We start from the raw sequence: 21,124 nt of genomic DNA on the forward strand, positions 1-21,124 counted from the left end.
GCGTTCAGGGCGTGGTAATCGAGGCCCTCTCCGGCGTCTCCGCCGCGGACCGGGGGCTGCTCCAGGCGGGCTGACTTTCCGGCCGGTGCTGTCGTTGCTGTTGCCAAAACAATCCCAATCCTTCGCGGACGCGGTCCACGTCCTCTGCGGTTCCCATCAATTCGAAGCGGTAGAGGTACGGAACCGCGCACTTGCGCGAGATCACCTCGCCCGCAAAGCAAAACGTCTCGCCGAAGTTGGTGTTACCAGCGGCGACGACCCCGCGCAGCAGGGCGCGGTTGTGCGGATCGTTGAGGAACTTGGCCACCTGCCTTGGCACGAATTCCTTGTCGGAGCGGCGGCCGTCGAGGTGCTTGCCGCCGCCGTAGGTGGGGCAGATCAGCACGAACGGCTCGTCCACGCGCAGCGTCTCGGAGAGGTGCAGCGGGATACGCCGGGCGGGCAGCGCCAGTTTGGTCACGAAGCGGTGGGTGTTCTCCGACGCGCTGGAGAAGTAGACGAGTCCGGTCACGACACCCTCCTGGAAATGGGCCGCCTGGCGGCCCTGCGGCTCAGGCCGCGACGGTGGCGAGCGCCTTGATCCGGTCCGGCCGGAAGCCGGACCAGTGCTCCTCGCCCGCCACGACGACGGGCGCCTGCAGGTAGCCGAGCGCCATCACGAAATCACGGGCGTCGTCGTTCTGCGAGATGTCGACGATGCTGTAATCCACCCCGGCCTTGTCGAGCGCCTTGTAGGTGGCATTGCACTGGACGCACGCGGGCTTGGTGTACACGGTGATGGTCATTGATGTCCCTCTCATCCACGGCCGAATGTCCCTGCGCAAACTTTTGGATCCCGGCCCGAACATCCCCTTGACAGTTCCCGCCGGGGGCGGTGGACGGGGTGTGCGATTCGGTACGGCAGACACTACACCTAGTGGCCGACAGAACCGAGCAGCACTAGACCTGGTGAGTCACATCCGTGGAATTAACTCCCAGGACACGCCGAGGACGCTTCCCAAAACATGTGATCCAGATCACAAAACACGCCCTCGGCGGCACCTCAGCAAACTCTCGCCCCTCGCACATCGCCAGTCACAGCGGACACAGCGCGGCGCCCCGCCCACCGGGGTGGACGGGGCGCAGGGACGGAGTGGAATCAGGCGTCGACGCGCTCGCCGGCGGCACTCACCAGCTCGTGCAGGGTGGCGCCGAGCTGGGTCAGCGCCTCGGCGTCCTCGCGCGGGTGCGCGGCGCCGAAGCGCTCGCCGATCCCGCCGAACCGCGCGTGCGCGGCCTCGACCACGGTGCCGCCCGCGACGCCGACCGCCTTGACGGTGTCGCCGTGCGCCCACGCCGCGGCGTTGGGGCTGATCGAGGCGCTCACGATGGCGACCGGCTTGCCCTTGACGGCGCCGGAGCCGTACGGGCGGGAGGCCCAGTCGATGGCGTTCTTGAGCACGGCGGTGATGGTGCCGTTGTACTCGGGGGTGACCAGCAGCAGCGCGTCGGCGGCGGCGACGGCGTCGCGCAGCGACTGCGCGGCGGCGGGCACGGAGCCGGGGACGTCGATGTCCTCGTTGTAGAACGGGACGTCGCCGAGCCCCTCGTACAGCGACACCGATACGCCCTCGGGAGCGGCGTGCACCGCGGCCTCGGCGAGCTGCCGGTTGACCGAGGCGGCGCGCAGGCTGCCGACGAGGACGAGAACGCTGGTCTGGCTCATGACGACTCCTGATGTACTGGGATAGATTCCGTCTGTCCGCAGTAGTAACCGGACCACGGTCCGATTACTTCCCCCGACCCGGAGCCTGGCCTGTGAGCTATGACACACCGAAAGATCGGGCGCCGCTCCCGTTGCTCGGCGCGGTGCCCGAGGTTCCGGTCGAGCGGGCGGATGCCGCGCGCAACCGCAAGCTGCTGCTCGACACCGCGCAGCGGCTGGTGCGCGACGAGGGCGTGCGCAGCCTGACCATGGACGAGCTGGCGCGCCGCGCCGGAGTCGGCAAGGGCACCGTCTTCCGCCGCTTCGGCAACCGCTCCGGGCTGCTCATCGCGCTGCTCGACCACTCCGAGCAGAAGTTCCAGGGCGCTTTCCTCTTCGGGCCGCCGCCGCTCGGCCCCGGCGCGCCGCCGGTGCAGCGGCTGGTCGCGTTCGGCCGGGCCCGGCTGCTCGACATCGAGGTGGAGGGCGAGCTGCACCGCGCCGCCGAGCTGGGCGAGGCCGAGCAGCGGTACCGCAACCCGCCCTACAACGTGAGCCGGGTGCACCTCACCACGCTGCTGCGCGCGGCGGGCGCGCCCGGCGATCCGCGGCTGCTGGCCGACGCGCTGCTCGCCCCGCTGGCCGCGGCGCTGGTCATGCACCAGCTGCACGACCTCGGATACACCCGCGGCGAGATCGCGGACAACTGGGAGACGCTCGCCCGCCGGGCGAGCGGACCGGAATGAGGAGCGATATGGCAGGGCTGCGCGAACGGATCATCGCCGAGCTCGGGGTCCGGCCCCGGATCGACCCGGAGGCGGAGATCCGCAGGCGGGTGGAGTTCCTGAAGGACTACCTGAAGTCGACGCCGGCGAAGGGGTACGTGCTCGGCATCAGCGGCGGGCAGGACAGCACGCTCGCCGGGCGGCTGGCCGCGCTGGCCGCGGCGGAGCTGCGCGACGAGGGGGCCGAGGCGACGTTCGTCGCGGTGCGGCTGCCGTACGGGGTGCAGGCGGACGAGGCGGACGCGAAGATCGCGCTCGACTTCATCCGGCCGGACCGCTCGGTGGTGGTGAACGCGAAGCCGGGGGTCGATGCGCTCGCCACCGAGACCGCGGGCGGGCTCGGCATCGACGGGCTGCGCGACTTCGTGCGCGGGAACGTGAAGGCACGGGAGCGGATGGTGATCCAGTACGCCATCGCCGGGCAGGAGAACCTGCTGGTCGTCGGGACCGACCACGCGGCGGAGGCGGTCACCGGCTTCTTCACCAAGTACGGCGACGGCGGCGCGGACGTCACGCCGCTCACCGGGCTCACCAAGCGGCAGGGCGCGGCGCTGCTGCGCGCGCTCGGGGCGCCGGAGAGCACCTGGGCCAAGGTGCCGACCGCCGATCTCGAGGACGATCGGCCCGCGCTGCCCGACGAGGAGGCGCTGGGGGTTCGGTACAGCGAGATCGACGACTACCTGGAGGGGGTGGAGGTGAGCGATGCGGTCGCCGAGCGGCTGGAATCGCTCTTCACCGCCACCAGGCACAAGCGGAACCTGCCCGTGGCGCCGCTGGACACCTGGTGGCGGTGAACCGCTCCACCTCGGCGAGGCGGCTGCGGAGGAAGGCACGGACCGGTTCGGCGGGCGCGGTAGATCGCGTCGAACCGGCCGGCCCGCCCGGTCATCCGAAGGTCAGGACCGGGCGCAGCTCGGTGGCCCCGGTCGGTCCGAGCGGGATCCTCTCCCCCAGCTCGACGGCGGCGGCGCGGTCGGGCGCGGTGAAGAGGTAGAGCTTGTCGAGCACCTCCGCCGCCTCGGCGAACGGCCCGTCGGTGCGCAGTAGCTCGCCCGCGGGGGCGCGCAGCGTGGTAGCGGTACCCGGCGGGTGCAGCGCGACCCCGCCGGTCAGCGCCGCGCCCGCGGCCTCGGCGAAGGCGCCGTGCTCGGTGGCAGCGCGGTCCCACTCCCGGGTGTCCGGCGCGATCACCGCCTCCGGCCGCTCCCAGAGCAGTGCGGCCCACCACTGCGCGCCGGGCTCGGGGTGCGGGAAGTACTGCGCGACGGGCCGCAGCTCGACGGCCCCGGCCGTCACGGCGGGCAACTTTCCGGCCACGTCGATCGCCGCGTCCAGATCGGCCACGTCGAGGACGTAGAAACCGCCGACCACCCCCGCGGACTCCGCGAACGGGCCGTCGGTGGCGAGAACCCGCTCACCCTGCCTGGTCAGCCGCACCGCCTCGGTGGTATCGGCCAGCGCCGCGCCCCCGGCGACCGCCCGACCGGCCGCAGCGTCGAAGGCCGCGTACCGCTCCACCTCGGCGTCGAACTCCGGCGTTCCCGGCGTGGCGTCCGGCCCGCCCTCGGCCCCGAGCAACACTGCCAAGTAGTACATATCGGTCATCCTTCCCGGTTTCGGAGGAGCACGGAACCCCTCTTACCAGGACGACGAAGACACTCGCCGAACCTCGGCAATGTGATCCGCGTCACCCACCGGCGAAGGGCGGGAGGACGTCGACGGTGGGGCTGAGCACGGCGGCGCGATCCCGGGTGAGCTCGTCGCCGACCAGGTAGGCGCAGGCGTTGAGCATGGCGTCCAGCTCGGTGCCGTAGGCGGCGGAGAGCGCGCCGCGCAGGTCGGCGACGGTGGCGCCTGCGGGCAGCGCGAGCGTCTCGCTGTGCTTGCCGACCGCATCGGCGATCGCGGCGAAGTAGCGGACCTCAACCACCGATGGCTCCCATCGTGCGTTCCGGGGGGACGAAATCGGCGGCGTCGATGCCGTGCCCGGCCCACTTGTTCCACATGGCCCCGCGCCAGATCTCGGCGAGCCCGGCGTCGTCGACGCCGGTGCGCAGCGCCCGGCGCAGGTCGAACTCCTGGTCGCTGAACAGGCAGGAGCGCAGCATGCCGTCGGCGGTGAGCCGGGTGCGGTCGCAGCTGTCGCAGAACTTGCGGGTCACCGAGGCGATGATGCCGACGGTGGCGGGGCCGCCGTCGACGCTCCAGGTCTCGGCCGGGGCGGCGGGGTCGGTGCGGCCGACCGGGACCAGGTCGAAGCGGGCGCCGAGCACGTCGAGCAGTTCGGCGGCGGTGACCATGTTGGCGCGGGCCCACTCGTGGTCCGCGTCCAGTGGCATCTGCTCGATGAAGCGCAGCTCGCAGCCCTGGTCGAGGCACCAGCGCAGCAGGTCGGGCGCACCGGCCAGGGTGGCGCGCATGAGCACGGCGTTCACCTTGACCGGGGTGAGCCCGGCGGCGTGCGCGGCCCGGATGCCGGCGAAGACCGAATCCAGGCGGTCCCGGCGGGTGAGGCGGTGGAAGTCGCGCGCGTCGACGGTGTCCAGCGAGATGTTCACCCGGTGCAGGCCGGCGGCGGCCAGCCCGGCCGCGCGGTGCGCCAGCCCGACCCCGTTGCTGGTGATCGCCAGCGGCACCTCGGGGACGGCGGCGTGGCACCCGGCCACGATCTGCTCCAGATCGCGGCGCATGAGCGGCTCGCCGCCGGTGAACCGCACCTCGCGGATGCCGAGCTCGCGCACCGCGAGCGTCACCAGCCGCACGATCTCGGCCGGGGTCAGCAGCTCCTCCCGCGGGATGGGCGGCAGCCCCTCCTCGGGCATGCAGTAGGTACACCGCAGCGAACACTTCTCGGTGATGGAGACGCGCAGGTCGCGCGCGGTGCGGCCGTACCTGTCCAGCAGCACCGGGGTATCCGGGCGGCCGGCCAGCGAGGGATGCCCGGACCGCACGGCTGGGATCCCCATCTCGACCAACGTCACCCCTCCATTATGACGACGGCCGCCATCAGGCGACCGACTAGGCTGAAACCCATGAATTCCCGGCCCGCTCTCGCCCCGGCCCGGTCGGTCGACGACTACCGGGCCACCGTCGCGGAGCTGCTGCGGCCGGCCGGGCCGCGGCCGGTGCGGCAGGTCGCGCCCGTCGCGGCGCTGCACGCGCTGCTCGCCGCCGATGTGCACAGCCCGCTCGAGCTGCCGGTGTTCCGCAACTCGGCCATGGACGGGTACGCGCTGCGCGCGGAGTCGGTGCTGGTGACGCCGGTGACGCTGCCGCTCGCCGGGGTGCTCGCGGCGGGCGCCGACGGACTCGCGCCGCTGCCCGCGGGCGCCGCGGTGAAGGTCATGACCGGTGCGCCGGTGCCGCCGGGCGCGGACTGCGTCGTCCCGGTCGAGGACACCGGCTCGGACGGCGAGACGGTCACCGTCTCGCGCGGGCGGAGCGCGGGCGAGTTCGTCCGCGAGGCAGGCACCGACGTGCGGCGCGGGGATCTGCTCGTGCCCGCCGGGACCAGGCTGGCGCCGCGGCACGTCGCCGCGCTGGCCGCGGTCGGGCTGGCGACCGTTCCCGTCGTCGCGCCGGTGCGGGCGGCGGTGCTGACCACCGGCGACGAGCTGCTGCCCGCCGGGGTGCCGCTGCGGCCGGGCACGATCTACAACTCCAACGGCGCCGCGCTGGCCGCCGCGCTCGCCGACAACGGCGCCGAGGTGGTGTCGGTGGCGCACAGCACCGACGACCACGGCGAGTTCCGCGCGCTGCTCGGCGCCGCCGTGGCCGCGGCGGATGTGGTGTTCACCAGCGGCGGGGTCTCGCAGGGCGACTTCGAGGTGGTCAAGGAGGTGCTCGGGCCGCTCGGCGGGGTGTTCGGCGCGGTCGCGGTGCAGCCGGGCGGGCCGCAGGGGTACACCGTGCTGGACGGGGTGCCGGTGCTCAGCTTCCCGGGCAACCCGGTGAGCACCGCGGTCTCCTTCGAGGTGTTCGCGCGGCCGGTGCTGCGCGAGCTGGCCGGGCTGCCGCCGGTGCCCGAGCAGTGGCTGGCGCTGCGCGATCCGATCCGCTCGCCCGCCGGGAAACGGCAGTACCTGCGCGGTGCGCTGGATGGCGCCGGGGTGCGGGTGGTGGCCGGGCCGGGCTCGCATCTGGTGGCCGGGATGGCAAGGGCCGATGCGCTGGTGGAGATTCCGGAGGCGGTCACCGAGCTGCCCGCCGGTGCGGTTGTGCGAGTCTGGTCACTGTGAGCGATCTGTCGCACATCGATCGAGAGGGCCGCGCGCACATGGTCGATGTGAGCGCCAAGGCCGAGACCACGCGTACCGCCACCGCGGCGGGAGTACTGCGCACCACGCCGGAGGTGGTGGCGCTGGTGCGCGCCGACGACCTGCCGAAAGCGGATGTGCTTGCCACCGCGCGGGTGGCGGGCATCGCCGGGGCCAAGAAGACCTCCGAGCTGATTCCGCTCTGCCATCCGATCGCGCTGACCTCGGTGAAGGTGGCGTTCGAGTTCCTGGCGGACGGGATCGGGATCGAGGCCACGGCCAAGACCACCGGGGTGACCGGGGTCGAGATGGAGGCGTTGACCGCGGTCGCGGTGGCGGGGTTGACGTTGCACGACATGGTGAAGGCGGTGGATCCCGCGGCCGTTCTGGACGGGGTCCGGCTGCTCACCAAGAGCGGTGGGAAGCGCGGGAACTGGACCCGCGATGCGGTGTCCGGCGCGGGTTCGGCCGCGGACAGCTCCGGCGCGTCACCCGCCGCGGCTGGTACGAACGCCTCGGGCGACTCGCCGGCAGGCGTGGCGACGGCCGCGGGTGCGGCCGATACAGCCGCGGCGGATGTATCGGCTGCACCCGCGGCTGATACAGCCGCAGCGGATGTCTCCTATGCCCTGGCGGACGACGTTGCCGCGACCGTGCACGCCGACTCCCCCGCGGGAATCGCGGAACCGCCCGGCGCGCCCGCGCGGAACGCGGTTGTTCTCGTGGCCTCGACCGGCGTCGCGGCGGGGACGCGCGAGGACCGGACCGGACCGGTGCTCGCCGACTGGCTCACCCGGCTCGGCTTCGCGGTGCGCGGCCCGCTGGTCTACGCCGACTCCGAGATCGCGCTCGGCCTCGCCGACGCCCTCCGCTTCGAGCCGGAGCTGGTGCTCAGCACCGGCGGCACCGGCGCCTCCCCGACCGACGCCACCCCCGAGGCCACGCTGGCCCTGCTGAACCGGGAGCTGCCCGGGATCGGCGAGGCCATCCGGCGGCACGGCGCCGCCAAGTTCCCGCTGGCCTCGCTCAGCCGGGGCGTCGCCGGGCTGGTCGGCCGCTCGGTGGTGGTGAACCTGCCCGGCTCCCCCGGCGGCGTCCGGGACGGCATCACCGTGCTGGAACCCCTGCTCGACCACCTGCTCGCCCAGGTGGCGGGCGGCGGCGCACACGAGGAGTAACCCGATGTCGACGACCGAGCCACAGCACTCCGGCGATGTCCGGCTGGCCCGGATCAGCGAGCAGCCGCTCGACCCGGCCGCGGTCGAGGCCGCCGTGCTCGGCCCCGAGCACGGCGCCGTCGTGGTCTTCACCGGCGCGGTGCGCAACCACGACCACGGTCAGGCGGTCTCCGCGCTGGAGTACTCGGCGCATCCGAAGGCGGAGAGCTTTCTCGCCAGGTGCTGCGCGGAGGTCGCGGCGGCGTCCGGGCTGCCGGTGGCGGCGGAGCACCGGGTCGGCGCGCTGACGATCGGGGATCGCGCGATCGTGGTGGCGGTGGCGGCGCCGCACCGCGCGGAGGCCTTCGCCACCTGCGCGGAGCTGGTGGACCGGATCAAGCTCGAGGTGCCGATCTGGAAGCGGCAGATGTTCGCCGACGGGCTCTCCGAGTGGGTCAACGCCTGCGGGTGAACGTGGCCCGACGGCTCGGCTCGACGGTGGGCCGATGTCTCCGGTCGAGCGGGCGGATTCCGCCACTCGGGGCGGATCAGGTCGCCGCTCGGCAACGAAAAGGGGTATCCCCGGCGTTCTACGGGCGGGATCGGACAGGATGGGGCTGACCGGGTGTCCACCCGGCCGGTGTCGGCGACGAGGAGCAGGGGTGAGCACGGATCAGGTTCTGCTGCACAGGTTCGTCATCGAGCAGCTCGCGGCGGCAGGCGTCGACCCGCGCAGGCTGGCCCGCGAGGCCGGGCTCCCCGAGTGGGCGCTGACCGGCGACTCCGGCCACCTGCCGAGCCCCACCTTCTCCCGGCTGTGGGAGGTGGCCGCGCACGCGCTCGGCGACCCGGACGTCGCGCTGCGGGTCGGCGGCAACTTCCAGCTCAGCAGCCTCGGGCTGTACGACTACCTGTTCTCCACGGCGCCCACGCTCGGCGCCGGGCTCGCCACCTCGGACCCGTACGTCACCGCGGTCACCACCAACCACCGGTTCCACCTGCTCGCCGACAACGAGCGCGAGGTCACGCTCTACCTGGACATGCTCGACGGCGAGGGCCCCGGCCGGGACCTGACCCAGCTGTGGGGGCTGATCGCCTCGCTCACCAGGGCGCGGCGCGCGGTGCGCGGGCCGATCGTGCCGCTCAAGGTTGGGCTGCGGCAGCAGGCGCCGAGCAGGCAGGGCGTGTACCGGGAGGCGTTCGGCACCGGCGCGGTGGAGTTCGGCGCCGCCTACGACGGCATCACCTTCCGCGCGACGGACATGGACCTTCCGCTGGTCACCGCCGATCCGGCGCTGGCCGCGGTCCTGCGCCCGCTGGCCGACGCGCTACCGCCGCCACCGCCGCTGCGCGCGGTCTGGCCGCGCCGGGTGGCGGCGGCGCTGGAGCGCGCGATGGACGAGGGCGACGTCTCGCTGGAGCGGGTGGCCCGCGCGCTGGCGCTCAGCCCGCGGACGCTGCAGCGCAGGCTGGCCGAGGCGGGCACCACGTGGCGCCGGGAGCTGGACCGGGCCCGCGACGCGCGGCTGCGCCGGGCGGTCGCGGTGGGCCCGATGAACCGGTCGCGGCAGGCGGAGCTGCTCGGCTACTCGGACGCGGCGTCCATGCGCCGGGCGGCGCGGCGCTGGTCGGCGGCGCGCCGGGAGCCGACCTCGCTCACACCCTGAGGTAGCTCGCCGCGATCCGCCAGAAGGTCTGCGGCTCCAGGATCTCGAAATCCCAGCTGTCGATCACGCTCTGCACCGAGGTCACGATGGCCGTCACGTCGAAGTCCTCGCGGGTGGCTGACCCCTTGGCCTCCAGCGCGGCGATCACGTAGGCGGTGGCGCTCTCGCAAGTCTGCACGAAGCTCTCCCATCGGTCGCACGACACGGCGCCCACAGCATTGGACGCCGAATCGACCGCCGCGAAACGAGCCGGAGACGCGCGGGTCCGGCGCGGCGGTCCCAGGGACGAGTCTCGTCGGCGTGTCGCCGGGCCACCAGCACCGAACGCGACAGCCGCCGACCGAACACGCCAAGATCAGGCGGGTTCCGGGGTGTAGCGCCAGAGCCCGAGCAGGGCGTCGGCGCCCAGCGGCTCGGCGGCGGTGTGCTCGGCGGCGGCGAGCCGGGCGCGCAGCGCCGCCTCGTCCAGGCCGGTGCCGATCAGCACGATGTCGGTGGCGCGGCGCTCGCCGCGAGCCCACGCCACCGGCTCGACGGCGACATGCCTGCCGACCAGGTGGAAGGTCCACTTGCGGCGCTCCCCCGCCACCGCGACGGCGGCGACGCCCTTGGCGCGGAAGAGCCCGTCCGGCGGGTCCTCCAGGAAGGCGACGAGGGCGCGCGGGTCCAGCGGGCGCTCGGTGTGGAAGGCGATGCTGCGGTATTCGTCGTGCAGGTGGGTGTGCGGCTCGGCGGCGCAGGGCTCGGCGAGCAGCGCGTCGAAGCTGAGTTGCTCGGGGCCGTCGACGGCGCGGCGCACCGGCTCGTCGAAGAGGAGCCCCGGCGCCACGCGGCCGTGCGTGGTGGCGTGGATCGGCACCTGGCCGACGGTTTCGGCGATCCGGGCGCGCACCGCGTCGGCCTCCCGCGCGCGGTCGATCTTGTTGAGTACCACCAGGTCCGCGAGCCGGAGGTGGGTCAGGAGCTCGGGGTGCCTTGCGCTGGTCTCCGGGAACTGCTCGGCGTCGACCACCTCGACCAGCCCGCCGTAGCGGATGCGCGGGTTGGCGCTGCCGATCACCATGCGCACCAGGTTGCGCGGCTCGGCCAGGCCGCTCGCCTCGACCACGATGACGTCGACGGCGTGCCTGGATTCGGTGAGCCGGGTGAACATCTCGTCCAGCTCGCCCAGGTCGACGGCGCAGCACACGCAGCCGTTGCCGAGCGAGACCATGGCGTCGACCTGGCCCGCGACCAGCATGGCGTCGATGTTCACGGCGCCGAAGTCGTTGACCACCACGCCGATCCTGGTGTCGCCCGCCGCGCGCAGCAGGTGGTTCAGCAGGGTGGTCTTCCCCGATCCGAGGAAGCCGGCCACGATCAGCACGGGAATCCGCTCCGCCATTCCGTCCACCCTAGTGAACGCGGGCGGGCCGTTCAGTTCGCGGGTTTGGTGAGGGCGCCCGCGAGGCGGTAGGCGAGATCGACGAGCCCCGTGGTGAGGTCGCGCTCGTCCAGGCCGAGCGCCTTCGCCAGCGGGCGGAGCAGCTCGAGGATCTGGGTGATCGGGCCCTCCGCCGGGCCGGGGGGTGCGGAGTCCCACGGGTCGACGCCGCGGGCGCGCGGGAGGGACGGGGTTCTGGCCGTTCCGGTCGGGGGCACCGTCGTGGTCGGGGTGGAGGTCCCGCCGGGTGCCGCCTTCGGCGCGGTGCCGTCCGGCGCGAGATTCGGCGCCGCGCTGTCCGGCGCGAGACTCGGCGCCGCGCCGTCGGGCGCGGGACTCGGCGCCGCGCCGTCCGGCGCGAGATTCGGCGCGGTGCCGTCCGGCGCGAGACTCGGCGCCGCGGTGTCGGGCGCTGCGGCGTCCGGGGTCGTCCCGGCGCGGGCGGGGTCGGTGGGCTGACCGTTGCCCGGCGAGAGCCCGAGCAGGTAGCCGGCGATGCCGGTGGTGATGGCGATGGCGTGCTGCAGCTGCCCCTCCGGACTCTCCAGCACGGCGGCGTCCTCGGGATTCGCCCCGTTGCCCATCTCGACGAAGACCGCGGGGACGTGGGTGAGCGCGGGGCCCGCGATATCGGCCCTGGTCTGGATGCCCGCCATGGCGCCGCCGTAGGTGGCGGGCGAGAAGCCCGCGCGCACGTAGGCATCGCGCATGGTGGTGCTGGCGGCGCGCCCGGCACCGGACTGGGCCCGGTCGGCGGCCGGATCCGGGATCGGCAACTGCGGCACGATCAGGTGGAAGCCGCGCTGGTCGGCGGGGGCGCCGTCGGCGTGAATGCTCACCGCGATGGCGGCGCCGGAGCGGTTGGCCGCCGCGGCCCGCTCGTCGACGCAGGCGCCCCAGCCGGTGTCGTCGGCGCGGCTCAGCACCACCCGCGCCCCGAGGCTTTCCAGCGAGGACTTGACCAGCTGGGTGACCTCCCAGTTGACGGTATGCTCGGGCACGCCGTTGATCGTGGTCATCCCGGTGGTCTGGCAGGGCTTGGTGCCGCCGCGCCCGTTGTCGACCTGCCGGGAGAGGTCCTCGGCGTGCTCGGAGCCCTGGTGGCCGGGGTCGAGGAAGACGGTGCGCCCGGCGAGTTCGTTGTTCGCGGGCTGCGCCTGGACGGCGGCGGGGGCCAGCGCGAACGCCGACGCGGTGAGGATCGGCGCCAGGACGACGCGGGTCGTGCTTCGCAGAATGCTCGGCTTCATGTGCGGTCGGCGCTCCTGGGACGGAACGCCCCTCCCTTCCCATACGTCACACCACACCCACAGGTCACTGTCGCAACATCCGCCCCAGCCGAACAAGGCGAGTTATCGAACCGTGACCATCCTACGTAACCCCAACGAGTGTGGCCTGAATCTCGAAAACGGCAATTCATGCCAGAGCGCTCTGGTACATCTGACGGGTATGCGCACCACAGCGGCGCTCGTCGCCGGAGCCCTCCTGTCCGTCGCGAGCCTGGTCGGCGCGGGTACCGCCGCCGCCCAGCCGAGCACCGTGGTCCCGGTCGACGGCCTCTACCTCGTCGGCGCGGAGATCGTGCCCGGCTGGTACGAGGCGCCGGGCACGCCCGACCAGCGCTACGGCTGCGACTGGCGCAGGCTCTGGACCACCGAGGGCGACCTCTTCGACATGAACCACGTGATCGGCAACGACTTCACCAGGAAGACGCCGGTGCGCGCGGAGATCAAGGCGACCGACGTCGCCTTCCTGACGGTGAACTGCGGTCCGTGGCGGCTGATCCCGGCGCCGCCACGGACCGGCTCGGCGGGTTAGGCCTTCGCCGCCACCAGGTTCGCGTCGGTGGCGGCATCCGGCACCTCGGTGCCGCGCAGCGAGGTGCCCGCCGTCTCGCGCAGGAAGAACCAGGCGATCAGCCCGATCACGCTGGCGCCCATCATGTAGGCGGCCGGGAAGAGCGACCAGCCGGTGCCCTCGATCGCGGCCTCGTTCACCAGCGGCGCGGTGCCGCCGAAGAGCGCGGTCGAGACGTTGTAGCCGAAGGCGAAGCCGGCGTAGCGCACGTGCGTCGGGAAGATCGCCGGGAAGGTCGAGCTGATGGTGGCCAGCTGCGGCAGGTAGAGCAGCCCGAGGACGACGAAGCCGACGACCGCCCAGGCGATCCCCTGCCCCATCAGCCAGTACATGGGCAGCGCGAAGACGATCAGCCCGAGCAGCGAGACCAGCCACATGGGGCGCCGCCCGACCCGGTCGGAGAGCGCGCCGAAGAACGGGATGGCCAGCATCATGATCAGCTGGCCGATCAGCATCATGGCGGTGGTGGTCGACTCCGCGACGCCGACGGTGTTCTGCAGGTAGGTCGGCTGGTAGGTGAGCAGCGTGTAGTTGACCACGTTCAGCGCGACGACCAGCCCCATCAGCGTGAGGGTTTCGCGCCGGTAGGTGACGACCACCTCGCGCAGCCCGGTCGGCGGGCGCTTCGCCTTCGACGCGGCGACCTCCTCGAAGATCGGCGACTCGGCGAGCCGCGAGCGCAGGTACCAGCCGATGGCGCCGAGCGGGAGCGCGATCAGGAACGGGAGCCGCCAGCCCCAGTCGTGCATGGCGTCGGTGCCGAGCGCGAGCTGGCAGGCCAGCACCACCGCGGAGCCGCCGACGAAGCCGCCCAGCGTGCCGAACTCGAGGAAGCTGCCGTAGAAGCCGCGTTTGCGGTCGCCCGCGCACTCGGCCATGTAGGTGGCGGCGCCGCCGTACTCGCCGCCGGTGGAGAAGCCCTGCACCACGCGCAGCGTGATGAGCAGGATCGGCGCGAGCACGCCGACTTGGCCGTGCGTCGGCAGGATGCCGATCGCGCCGGTCGCGGCGGCCATCAGCAGGATGGTGGTGGCGAGCACCGCCTTGCGGCCGATCCGGTCGCCGAGCGGGCCCCAGACCATGCCGCCGAGCGGGCGTAGCACGAAGGAGACGGCGAAGCCGAGCATGACGCCGAGCGTCCCGAGGTCACCGGGGAAGAACGCGTCGGCCAGGTAGGTCGCGGTCGCGGCGTAGACGCCGTAGTCGAACCACTCGGTGGCGTTGCCCATGGCCGAGGCCGCGACGGAGCGCCTGAGCGTCACCGGATCCGCCGTCCCCGTTGCCGGTGGCTTGCTGTCGGTCACAATCGTGTCCTTCCCAGCCCGCGGCTCGGGCTTCGCTCCGACTTCGAGTACCCGCAATCGCGCCCGACACTCCGTGATCATTTCCGGACCATCGAAGTCGCGGTCGACAGCAATTACTCAGCTACCATCGGGTACGTGGTGTTTCGACACCGTGGACCGAGCTGGAGGGTCGTCGCGATGGCGGAACCGAACACCTGGCAAGCCCTGCTGGAAGCCTTCACCGAACAGGCGCGGCGCCGCGCCGAGATCGACGGCGCGCCCGCGCCCGGCCCGCCCCCGCGGCCCGGCGCCACCCCGGCCGAGCTGGCCGCCGCCGAACAGCGGCTCGGCAGGTCGCTCGACCCGCGGCACCGCGCGCTGCTCGCCACCGCGGACGGCTGGGACGGCTACGCCGACGGCGCCGCGCTGCTCGGCACCGCGGACCTCGGGGGCCGGCGGCACGGGTCGGCCGTCGCGGTGCTCGCCGACTTCTTCGCCGAGAGCGAGGGCCGCTTCCCGGCCGCGCTCGGTATCGACCCGGACCCCGCCGCACACACCCCGGTCGGCGACAGCGCCGAGGACGGCTACAACCGGAACCTCTACCTCACCCCCGACGGCGCCGCCTTCGAACTGCGCACCCGCCGCCCGGTGCTGCACCCCGGCCTGGACGCGCTGCTCCGGCACCGGCTGCGCGAGTACACCGACCGGGTCGATCGGCTCATGTGGGGGCCGGAGCACGGGCCGTGGGGCCGCGACGTGCACCTGGACCCGCCGCCGGTGGACCGGATCATCGCCGTCATGACCGCGCTCGGCCGGATCGCCGACCCGGAGGCGCCGGTGCAGGCCGGGCCGCCCGCCACCCCGGAGCGGCTGAACCGGCTGGAGCGCGCGCTCGGGGTGTCGCTGCGGCCGGAGCACCGGGCCGTGCTGCTCGCCGCGGACGGGTTGCGCTACCCCGGCGGGCAGGTGCTCTCGGTACCCGAGATCAGGGAGAGCGCGCTGGTCGCGCAGCACACCGCCGCGGGCGACGGGCGCAAGCGGGCCGCGCGGGCGCGGATCAGCCGGGTGCCGACGGTGCCCTTCGCGCTGGCCGGGATCGCGCTGCTCGGCGTCGACGTCCGGGACGGGCGGGTGCACGACCTGCTCGCCGGAGAGCCGGTCGCCGGACCGGAGGGAGAACGGGACGGGACGGTGCTCGGGCACCTGCTCACCGAGTGCGAGGCGCTGTGGCGGGCGGCGGGGCGGCCGCCGCTGCACACGCTCTGCGTGGTGCTCTGACGCGCCGGATGGCTAGGGGCGGGTGAGCGTGAGCACGGTGATGTCGGAGGGGGCGGCGGTGCGGACCGGCGGGCCCCAGGCGCCCGCGCCGCGGGTGACGTAGAGCTGGGTGTCGTCGTAGCGCTCGAGGCCGAACAGGGTGGGGTTTGCCAGCCGGGCCAGCAGGTTGCCCGGGAAGACCTGGCCGCCGTGCGTGTGGCCGGAGATCTGCAGGTCGACGCCGTGCGCCTTGGCCTCGTCGACGAAAGCGGGCTGGTGCGCGAGGAGCACGACCGGGCGCGCGGGGTCGCGGCCGGCCAGGGCCTTCTCCAGGTCGGGGCCGTTGCCCTCGTCCTCGCCCGCGAGGTCGTTCACGCCGGCCAGGTCGAAGCCGGGCAGCGCGACCCGCTCGTTGAGCAGCACCCGCATGCCGAGCTGCGGCAGGTAGTCGACCCACTGCCGGGCCCCGGAGATGTACTCGTGGTTGCCGGTGACGAAGAAGACGCCGTGCGGGGCGCGCAGGTCGGCGAAGGGGGCGACGTCCGGGCGCAGGTCGTCGACGTCGCCGTCGACCAGGTCGCCGACTATGACGATGGCATCCGGGTTCGTGGCGTTCACCGTGTCCACCACGGTCCGGGTGAAGCCCGCGGCCAGCACCGGGCCGATGTGGGTGTCGCTGACCACCGCGAGCCGGAACCCGGCGGCCTCGGGCGGGAGCTTGACCAGCGCGACGTCGACCTCCAGCACGCGCGGGCCGCGCAGCACGCCGTAGGTGCCGATGCCGACCGTCGCCACCGCGGCGACGGCCCCCGCCCCCGCCAGGGCCCGCGCGATCACCCTGCGACGGGTCAGCTCGGTCGCGGTGGGCTCGGCGACGCCGACGATCGGCCCGCTCCCGGTCGCGGCAGGACGACCCTCACCACCCTCCGCCGGAGCGGTGTCGTCGTTACCGCGCCGGGCGGCGATGCGGAGCAGCAGCGGGCGCAGGACCTCGCCGACCAGGACCGCGAGCAGCAGGTAGAGGAAGACGACGGCCCAGAGGTAGCCGGGCCAGGCGATGACGCGGACCAGGCCGATCGGCAGCCCGGCGCGGGCGCCGACGAAGGTCGCGAGGGTGAGCAGCGGCGCCACCACGAAGAGCACCGTGCCGAGGCGGCGCGGCACCGAAGCGGCGTCGGTCGTGTCCCGCACCAGGCGGACCCAGAGATATCGGTGCAGGGCGGCGAGCAGCGCGAGCACCAGCAGCCCGACGACGACGAACACGATGGCCACCGGGCCGACCCTCTTTCCGTTCCGGCCCGTGACCTGCGCACGGACGCCGCCCACCACAGTAGCGACCGCAACGCGGGACGCACCCGCGGCGGTATCATGCGATCCGTGTCGAATCTGCGGATCAGTGAGGCGGCCGAGCTGCTCGGCGTGAGCGACGACACCGTGCGCCGCTGGATCGAGCAGGGCAGGCTGACCGCGGTCCAGCTGCCGAACGGCCGCAAGGGGGTGCAGGGCAGGGAGCTGGCCGAGTTCCTGCGCGCCACCGCCGAGGCGCCGGAGCCGGGCGTCACCGTCGCCGCCTCGGCCCGCAACCGGTTCCGCGGCATCGTCACGCGGATCGTCAAGGACACGGTGATGGCGCAGGTCGAGCTGCAGGCCGGGCCGTTCCGGGTGGTCTCGCTGCTGAGCGCGGAGTCGGTGGACGATCTCGGCCTGGAGGTGGGCAAGGTGGCGGTGGCCTCGGTGAAATCCACGCACGTCGTCGTGGAGGTGCCGGAGCGGTGAGCCGCCGGGTCCCCGCCCGGCGGCCGCTGCTGCTGCTGATCCCGGGCCTCGGCGGGCTGGTCTTCCTGCTCGTCCCGGTGGCCGGGCTGCTGGTGCGGGCGCCGTGGCGGGAGCTGCCCGCCCGGCTGGCGAGCCAGGAGGTGGCGACCGCGCTGCGGCTCTCGCTGGTCAGCGCGACGCTCGCCACCGGGATCTGCCTGGTGCTCGGGGTGCCGCTGGCCTGGCTGCTCGCCCGCGGCGAGCTGCCCGGCCGCGGGCTGCTGCGCGCGCTGGTGACGGTGCCGCTGGTGCTGCCGCCGGTGGTCGGCGGCGTCGCGCTGCTGCTGGTGCTCGGCAGGCGCGGGCTGATCGGGCGGTACCTGGACGAGTGGTTCGGCGTGAGCCTGCCCTTCACCACCGCCGCCGTCGTGCTCGCCGAGGCCTTCGTGGCGCTGCCGTTCCTGGTGATCGCGGTGGAGGGGGCGCTGCGCTCGGCCGACCCGAGGTACGAGGAGGCGGCGGCGACGCTCGGCGCCTCGCGGTGGTACACCTTCCGCCGGGTGACGCTGCCCGCTGTCCTGCCCGGCGTGGTGGCGGGGGCGGTGCTCTGCTGGGCGCGCGCGCTCGGCGAGTTCGGCGCGACGATCACCTTCGCGGGCAACTTCCCCGGGACCACCACGACCATGCCGCTCGCGGTCTACCTGGCGCTGGAGACCGATCCGGCGGCCGCCATCGTGCTCAGCCTGGTACTGCTCGCCGTCTCGGTGACGGTCCTGGTCGCGCTGCGCGAACGCTGGCTCAGGGGGGCGCTGTGACGCTGCGCGCCCGGCTCGGGGTGAGCCGCGGGCGGTTCGCGCTCGACATCGAGTTCGAGGTCGCGCCGGGCGAGGTGGTGGCGCTGCTCGGGCCGAACGGCGCGGGCAAGACGACGGCGCTGCGCGCGCTGGCCGGGCTCACCCCGCTCGACTCCGGCGCGGTCCGGCTCAGGGCGCGGGAGTGGGACGTGCCGCCGAAGGTCTTCGTGCCGCCGGAGCGGCGCGCGGTCGGCGTCGTCTTCCAGGACTACCTGCTCTTCGCGCACCTCAGCGCGCTGGAGAACGTGGCCTTCGGGCCGCGGGCGCGCGGGGTGCGGCGGTCCGAGGCGCGGGCGCGGGCCGCCGCCGGGCTGGCCGCGGTCGGGCTGGCCGAGCTGGCCGGGAGCCGGGTGCGGGCGCTCTCCGGCGGGCAGGCGCAGCGGGTGGCGCTGGCCAGGGCGCTGGCCACCGACCCCGAGGTGCTGCTCCTGGACGAGCCGCTCGCCGCACTCGACGCGGGGACCCGGGTCCGGGTGCGCGCCGACCTGGCCGGGCACCTCGGCGCGTACCGGGGGCACACCGTGCTGGTCACGCACGACCCGCTGGACGCCATGATGCTGGCCGACCGGCTGGTCATCCTGGAGCACGGGCGGGTGGTGCAGGAGGGGCCGCCCGCCGAGGTCGCCCGCCGTCCGCGCTCCGACTACGTCGCCGAACTCGTCGGGCTGAATCTCTACCGCGGGGTCGCCACCGGAACCGAGGTGCTCCTCACCGGCAGCGGCGACCAGTCCTCGACCGGCCCTACCCCGGCTGCCGGATCGCGAGGCGGCACGTCCGCACCAGCGCAAACGCCGGGCAAGAACGCCGTACCAGCGCAAACGCCGGGTGGCAGCGCCGCGGCCGCGAGCGACGGACCGGCCTCCCGCCTTGCCGCGAACGACAGTCCCGCGCCGGGCCGGTTCACCCTCGCCGAACCGGCGCAGGGCACGGTCTTCGTCTCCTTCGCGCCGAGCGCGGTCGCGCTGCACCCGGAGCGCCCGGCGGGCAGCGCGCGCAATACCTGGCCGGTGACGGTCGCGGCCGTCGAGCAGCACGCGCACAGCACGCGGGTGCGGCTGGACGGCGCACCCCCGGTGCTCGCCGACGTCACCGCGGCGGCCGTCGCCGAGCTGCGCATCCGGCCGGGTACCCGGCTCTGGGCGGCGGTCAAGGCGACGGAGATGCAGTGCTACCCGGCCTGACTCAGCTCAGCACCGGCCCGTCCTCGGCCGCCCGGAACAGCGGCAGTGCCGCCGAGTTGCTGCGGAAGACGAAATCCCGCGCGCGGCTGTCCACCTCGCCGTCGGTGGCGAGCGAGACCGGCGGCCCGCTCACCCGCACCGCGATCCGCTGCACCTCGCGCCGCACGTAGGTCGGCGAGTGCTCCAGCGTCCCGGTCAGCGTCGACCACACCAGCCGGGTCCGCGAGAAGGGCACATCCGCGCGGAGATAGCGCACGTCGAGCGTGCCGCGGTACATCTCCGGCCTCGACATCGGCACCTGGTGTGCCGGGTAGTAGCGGCCGTTGCCGACGAAGAGCATCCACAGCGCGTTCGACTCGCCGTCGACCTCGGCGTGCACCGGCCGCGCGCGCAGCAGCACCCGGATCATGGCGAGCGCCGCGGCGGGCCACTTGCCGAGCCCGCGCTCCCACTGCTCGCGGATGCGGACGAAGTCCGGGTACCCGCCCAGGCTGGCGGTATTGACGAAATCGCGGTGCTCGCCGCCGTCCAGGTCGACCCGCGCGGTGTCGGCGAGCACCACCTCACCCGCGTTCAGCGCGGCGACCGTGCGCACGGGGTCCTCCACCCCGGCGTCCCTGGCGAAGTGGTTCAGCGTGCCGCCGGGAAAGACCGCGAGCGGAAGGCCGTGCCGCACCGCCACTCCGGCGACGTAGGAGACGGTCCCGTCGCCGCCGCTCACGCCGAGCGCGGTGACCCCGCCCGCCGCGATCCCGCGCTCCAGATCGGCGACCAGGTCGCGCTCGGGGTCGACCTCGAGCACCGTCGCCTCTGGCACCAGCGCGACCAGCTCGTCCGCGAACTGCGCGCCCGCGCCGCTGCCGGAGTGCGGGTTGACCACGAGCAGCAGCCCGCGCCCGGCGGGCACCGGATCGACGTACTCGGCCGGGCCGAGCATGGCAGGCTCGTCGTCGCGCACCGCCCACCAGCGGTGCGTGGCCCAGGCCAGCCCGACGCCGAGCGCGGCGCCCGCCACCACGTCCGACGGCCAGTGCACCCCGATGTGGACCCGGGAGTAGGCCACCGCCACCGCCACCGGCGCCACCACCGCCGCCGCGGGCGGGCACTCCAGCGCGACCCCCGCGGTGAAGGCCGCCGCCGAGGCCGAGTGCCCGGACGGGAACGACGAGGAGACCGGCGGCTTGACCAGCCTGCGCACGAACGGCACCGACTCGTCCGGCGGCCTGCGCCGCGGGAACAGCGGCTTCGCCACCCCGTTGGCGGTGCCGCTGGCCAGTGCGACGGCGAGCAGCCCGCGGGCGCCCGCCCTGCGCACCGGCCGGTTGCCCGCGAGCAGCATGAGCGTGCCCGCCACCAGCCAGAGCCGGTTGTGGTTCGCGCTGGTCGAGAGGAGCCGCAGCGCGCGGTCGGCCCGGCTCGGCCGCACCTCGGCGCTGCGCTCGACCAGCCACTCGTCCAGACTGCTCGCCATGCCCATCGGCCGCGCGAGACGGCGGGCCCGGTGTAACCCCATGCCGCAGAGCCTAGCGACGAACCGGCGCGGGCGACCGGGCTCGGAAACCTCGCGGCAACACCGTGGACTTCATCCCGATGCACGTGCATTGGAACTTACTGGTGCACAAATGCTTTGGATAAGCGATAAAAGGGCCCTTGCGCAACGTGATCTTTACCCGATTGCCATGCCAACCACCCGAAAAGCGAATATTATTGCATCACTGCCAGTTTCGATTCGTGCGTGCGCCACTGTCTGGGCGCCTTTCGTGAGCTCTGCCCGGCACCGGCGCACCGGCGAGACTCCGGAGGAAAGCTGCCATGATCCGCCCCGGCCCCGCGCCGTTACCCGAGCACCAGCAGACACCCGACGGCGAGGAACCCGCGACCGCGGTCGTCTGGCCGGACCCGAGCCCGCTCACCTCCTGGTGGGCCGATGTGATGGCGCGGGAACCGGTGAACGAGAGCTGACCC

The 21,124-nt window shown here is 73.6% G+C and carries 24 protein-coding genes; 12 read left to right on the forward strand and 12 right to left on the reverse strand.

Features of this window, described 5'->3' with window-relative positions; genetic code table 11:
- Nucleotides 1–4: 4 nt before the first annotated feature.
- The 3 genes from nrdI to ACFUJ1_RS07480 form a co-directional block, all read right to left on the reverse strand.
- On the reverse strand, nucleotides 5–511 hold the full coding sequence (gene nrdI / locus ACFUJ1_RS07470; protein ID WP_378643634.1) for a class Ib ribonucleoside-diphosphate reductase assembly flavoprotein NrdI: 507 nt from the start codon (nucleotides 509–511) through the stop codon (nucleotides 5–7).
- Nucleotides 512–551: 40 nt separating this feature from the next.
- Complete coding sequence (gene nrdH, locus ACFUJ1_RS07475; protein WP_378611064.1) at nucleotides 552–785, reverse strand: glutaredoxin-like protein NrdH; 234 nt, start codon at nucleotides 783–785, stop codon at nucleotides 552–554.
- 353 nt (nucleotides 786–1,138) lie between these two features.
- Nucleotides 1,139–1,705 (reverse strand): NAD(P)H-dependent oxidoreductase, encoded by a 567-nt coding sequence (locus ACFUJ1_RS07480; RefSeq protein WP_378643636.1) that lies wholly within the window; start codon nucleotides 1,703–1,705, stop codon nucleotides 1,139–1,141.
- Between the two features lie 92 nt (nucleotides 1,706–1,797).
- Between ACFUJ1_RS07480 and ACFUJ1_RS07485 the strand changes: the two genes are divergently transcribed.
- Nucleotides 1,798–2,430, forward strand: coding sequence for a TetR/AcrR family transcriptional regulator (locus ACFUJ1_RS07485; protein WP_378643637.1), 633 nt, complete (start codon nucleotides 1,798–1,800; stop codon nucleotides 2,428–2,430).
- A gap of 8 nt (nucleotides 2,431–2,438) precedes the next feature.
- Complete coding sequence (nadE, locus tag ACFUJ1_RS07490; RefSeq protein WP_378643639.1) at nucleotides 2,439–3,263, forward strand: ammonia-dependent NAD(+) synthetase; 825 nt, start codon at nucleotides 2,439–2,441, stop codon at nucleotides 3,261–3,263.
- Nucleotides 3,264–3,354: 91 nt separating this feature from the next.
- On the opposite strand, the gene ACFUJ1_RS07495 is transcribed toward nadE, so the two are convergent.
- The 3 genes from ACFUJ1_RS07495 to moaA all read right to left on the reverse strand — a co-directional run bounded on the left by ACFUJ1_RS07495 (nucleotide 3,355) and on the right by moaA (nucleotide 5,450).
- A complete protein-coding gene (locus ACFUJ1_RS07495) occupies nucleotides 3,355–4,065 on the reverse strand; it encodes a YciI family protein (protein ID WP_378643641.1) in 711 nt (236 codons plus the stop codon).
- 91 nt (nucleotides 4,066–4,156) lie between these two features.
- On the reverse strand, nucleotides 4,157–4,399 hold the full coding sequence (locus ACFUJ1_RS07500; protein WP_378643642.1) for a MoaD/ThiS family protein: 243 nt from the start codon (nucleotides 4,397–4,399) through the stop codon (nucleotides 4,157–4,159).
- The gene (gene moaA, locus ACFUJ1_RS07505; protein ID WP_378643644.1) at nucleotides 4,392–5,450 is read right to left on the reverse strand and encodes a GTP 3',8-cyclase MoaA; all 1,059 of its coding nucleotides are present in this window, start codon (nucleotides 5,448–5,450) and stop codon (nucleotides 4,392–4,394) included. The genes ACFUJ1_RS07500 and moaA overlap by 8 nt, the downstream gene beginning before the upstream one ends.
- Before the next feature lie 51 nt (nucleotides 5,451–5,501).
- Here moaA and glp point away from each other — a divergent pair, with 51 nt between their 5' ends.
- From glp to ACFUJ1_RS07525, 4 genes are all read left to right on the forward strand, one after another.
- Complete coding sequence (gene glp / locus ACFUJ1_RS07510; protein ID WP_378643646.1) at nucleotides 5,502–6,707, forward strand: gephyrin-like molybdotransferase Glp; 1,206 nt, start codon at nucleotides 5,502–5,504, stop codon at nucleotides 6,705–6,707.
- A complete protein-coding gene (gene moaCB / locus ACFUJ1_RS07515) occupies nucleotides 6,704–7,903 on the forward strand; it encodes a bifunctional molybdenum cofactor biosynthesis protein MoaC/MoaB (protein WP_378643648.1) in 1,200 nt (399 codons plus the stop codon). Before glp ends, moaCB begins: the two co-directional genes overlap by 4 nt.
- A gap of 4 nt (nucleotides 7,904–7,907) precedes the next feature.
- Nucleotides 7,908–8,354 (forward strand): molybdenum cofactor biosynthesis protein MoaE, encoded by a 447-nt coding sequence (locus tag ACFUJ1_RS07520; RefSeq protein WP_378643650.1) that lies wholly within the window; start codon nucleotides 7,908–7,910, stop codon nucleotides 8,352–8,354.
- 190 nt (nucleotides 8,355–8,544) lie between these two features.
- A complete protein-coding gene (locus tag ACFUJ1_RS07525; RefSeq protein ID WP_378643652.1) occupies nucleotides 8,545–9,549 on the forward strand; it encodes an AraC family transcriptional regulator in 1,005 nt (334 codons plus the stop codon).
- Here the strand turns inward: ACFUJ1_RS07525 and ACFUJ1_RS07530 are convergent.
- The 3 genes from ACFUJ1_RS07530 to ACFUJ1_RS07540 form a co-directional block, all read right to left on the reverse strand.
- Nucleotides 9,539–9,727 carry a hypothetical protein gene (locus ACFUJ1_RS07530; protein ID WP_233019921.1) on the reverse strand — a complete coding sequence of 63 codons (189 nt, stop codon included), beginning with the start codon at nucleotides 9,725–9,727 and terminating at the stop codon, nucleotides 9,539–9,541. The two genes, ACFUJ1_RS07525 and ACFUJ1_RS07530, sit on opposite strands and share 11 nt — an antisense overlap.
- A gap of 177 nt (nucleotides 9,728–9,904) precedes the next feature.
- Entirely contained in the window at nucleotides 9,905–10,933 is a 1,029-nt protein-coding gene (locus ACFUJ1_RS07535) for a CobW family GTP-binding protein (protein ID WP_378643654.1), read from the reverse strand.
- Between the two features lie 32 nt (nucleotides 10,934–10,965).
- The gene (locus tag ACFUJ1_RS07540) at nucleotides 10,966–12,222 is read right to left on the reverse strand and encodes an N-acetylmuramoyl-L-alanine amidase (protein WP_378643657.1); all 1,257 of its coding nucleotides are present in this window, start codon (nucleotides 12,220–12,222) and stop codon (nucleotides 10,966–10,968) included.
- A gap of 199 nt (nucleotides 12,223–12,421) precedes the next feature.
- Between ACFUJ1_RS07540 and ACFUJ1_RS07545 the strand changes: the two genes are divergently transcribed.
- Nucleotides 12,422–12,790 (forward strand): hypothetical protein, encoded by a 369-nt coding sequence (locus ACFUJ1_RS07545; protein WP_378643659.1) that lies wholly within the window; start codon nucleotides 12,422–12,424, stop codon nucleotides 12,788–12,790.
- On the opposite strand, the gene ACFUJ1_RS07550 is transcribed toward ACFUJ1_RS07545, so the two are convergent.
- Nucleotides 12,787–14,058 (reverse strand): MFS transporter, encoded by a 1,272-nt coding sequence (locus tag ACFUJ1_RS07550; RefSeq protein WP_378643785.1) that lies wholly within the window; start codon nucleotides 14,056–14,058, stop codon nucleotides 12,787–12,789. The two genes, ACFUJ1_RS07545 and ACFUJ1_RS07550, sit on opposite strands and share 4 nt — an antisense overlap.
- A gap of 252 nt (nucleotides 14,059–14,310) precedes the next feature.
- On the opposite strand from ACFUJ1_RS07550, the gene ACFUJ1_RS07555 reads away from it, so the two are divergent.
- Complete coding sequence (locus ACFUJ1_RS07555; protein WP_378643661.1) at nucleotides 14,311–15,390, forward strand: hypothetical protein; 1,080 nt, start codon at nucleotides 14,311–14,313, stop codon at nucleotides 15,388–15,390.
- 12 nt (nucleotides 15,391–15,402) lie between these two features.
- Here the strand turns inward: ACFUJ1_RS07555 and ACFUJ1_RS07560 are convergent, their stop codons facing one another.
- Nucleotides 15,403–16,641, reverse strand: coding sequence for a metallophosphoesterase (locus tag ACFUJ1_RS07560; protein WP_378643663.1), 1,239 nt, complete (start codon nucleotides 16,639–16,641; stop codon nucleotides 15,403–15,405).
- 105 nt (nucleotides 16,642–16,746) lie between these two features.
- Between ACFUJ1_RS07560 and ACFUJ1_RS07565 the strand changes: the two genes are divergently transcribed.
- The 3 genes from ACFUJ1_RS07565 to ACFUJ1_RS07575 are packed head-to-tail and all read left to right on the forward strand — an operon-like array spanning nucleotide 16,747 to nucleotide 19,159.
- Nucleotides 16,747–17,145: a molybdopterin-binding protein gene (locus ACFUJ1_RS07565; protein WP_378643665.1), complete on the forward strand. Its 399-nt coding sequence runs from the start codon at nucleotides 16,747–16,749 to the stop codon at nucleotides 17,143–17,145.
- Nucleotides 17,142–17,939, forward strand: a complete 798-nt coding sequence (gene modB / locus ACFUJ1_RS07570; protein WP_378643667.1) for a molybdate ABC transporter permease subunit — start codon at nucleotides 17,142–17,144, stop codon at nucleotides 17,937–17,939. The genes ACFUJ1_RS07565 and modB overlap by 4 nt, the downstream gene beginning before the upstream one ends.
- On the forward strand, nucleotides 17,936–19,159 hold the full coding sequence (locus ACFUJ1_RS07575; protein ID WP_378643669.1) for an ABC transporter ATP-binding protein: 1,224 nt from the start codon (nucleotides 17,936–17,938) through the stop codon (nucleotides 19,157–19,159). Before modB ends, ACFUJ1_RS07575 begins: the two co-directional genes overlap by 4 nt.
- A gap of 1 nt (nucleotide 19,160) precedes the next feature.
- Here the strand turns inward: ACFUJ1_RS07575 and ACFUJ1_RS07580 are convergent, their stop codons facing one another.
- Nucleotides 19,161–20,672, reverse strand: a complete 1,512-nt coding sequence (locus ACFUJ1_RS07580; RefSeq protein ID WP_378643671.1) for a bifunctional phosphatase PAP2/diacylglycerol kinase family protein — start codon at nucleotides 20,670–20,672, stop codon at nucleotides 19,161–19,163.
- 299 nt (nucleotides 20,673–20,971) lie between these two features.
- On the opposite strand from ACFUJ1_RS07580, the gene ACFUJ1_RS07585 reads away from it, so the two are divergent.
- The gene (locus ACFUJ1_RS07585; protein ID WP_378643673.1) at nucleotides 20,972–21,121 is read left to right on the forward strand and encodes a hypothetical protein; all 150 of its coding nucleotides are present in this window, start codon (nucleotides 20,972–20,974) and stop codon (nucleotides 21,119–21,121) included.
- Nucleotides 21,122–21,124: the final 3 nt, after the last annotated feature.

It is taken from the genome of Nocardia sp. NPDC057227, assembly GCF_042669725.1.
Lineage (GTDB): Bacteria > Actinomycetota > Actinomycetes > Mycobacteriales > Mycobacteriaceae > Nocardia > Nocardia asteroides_A.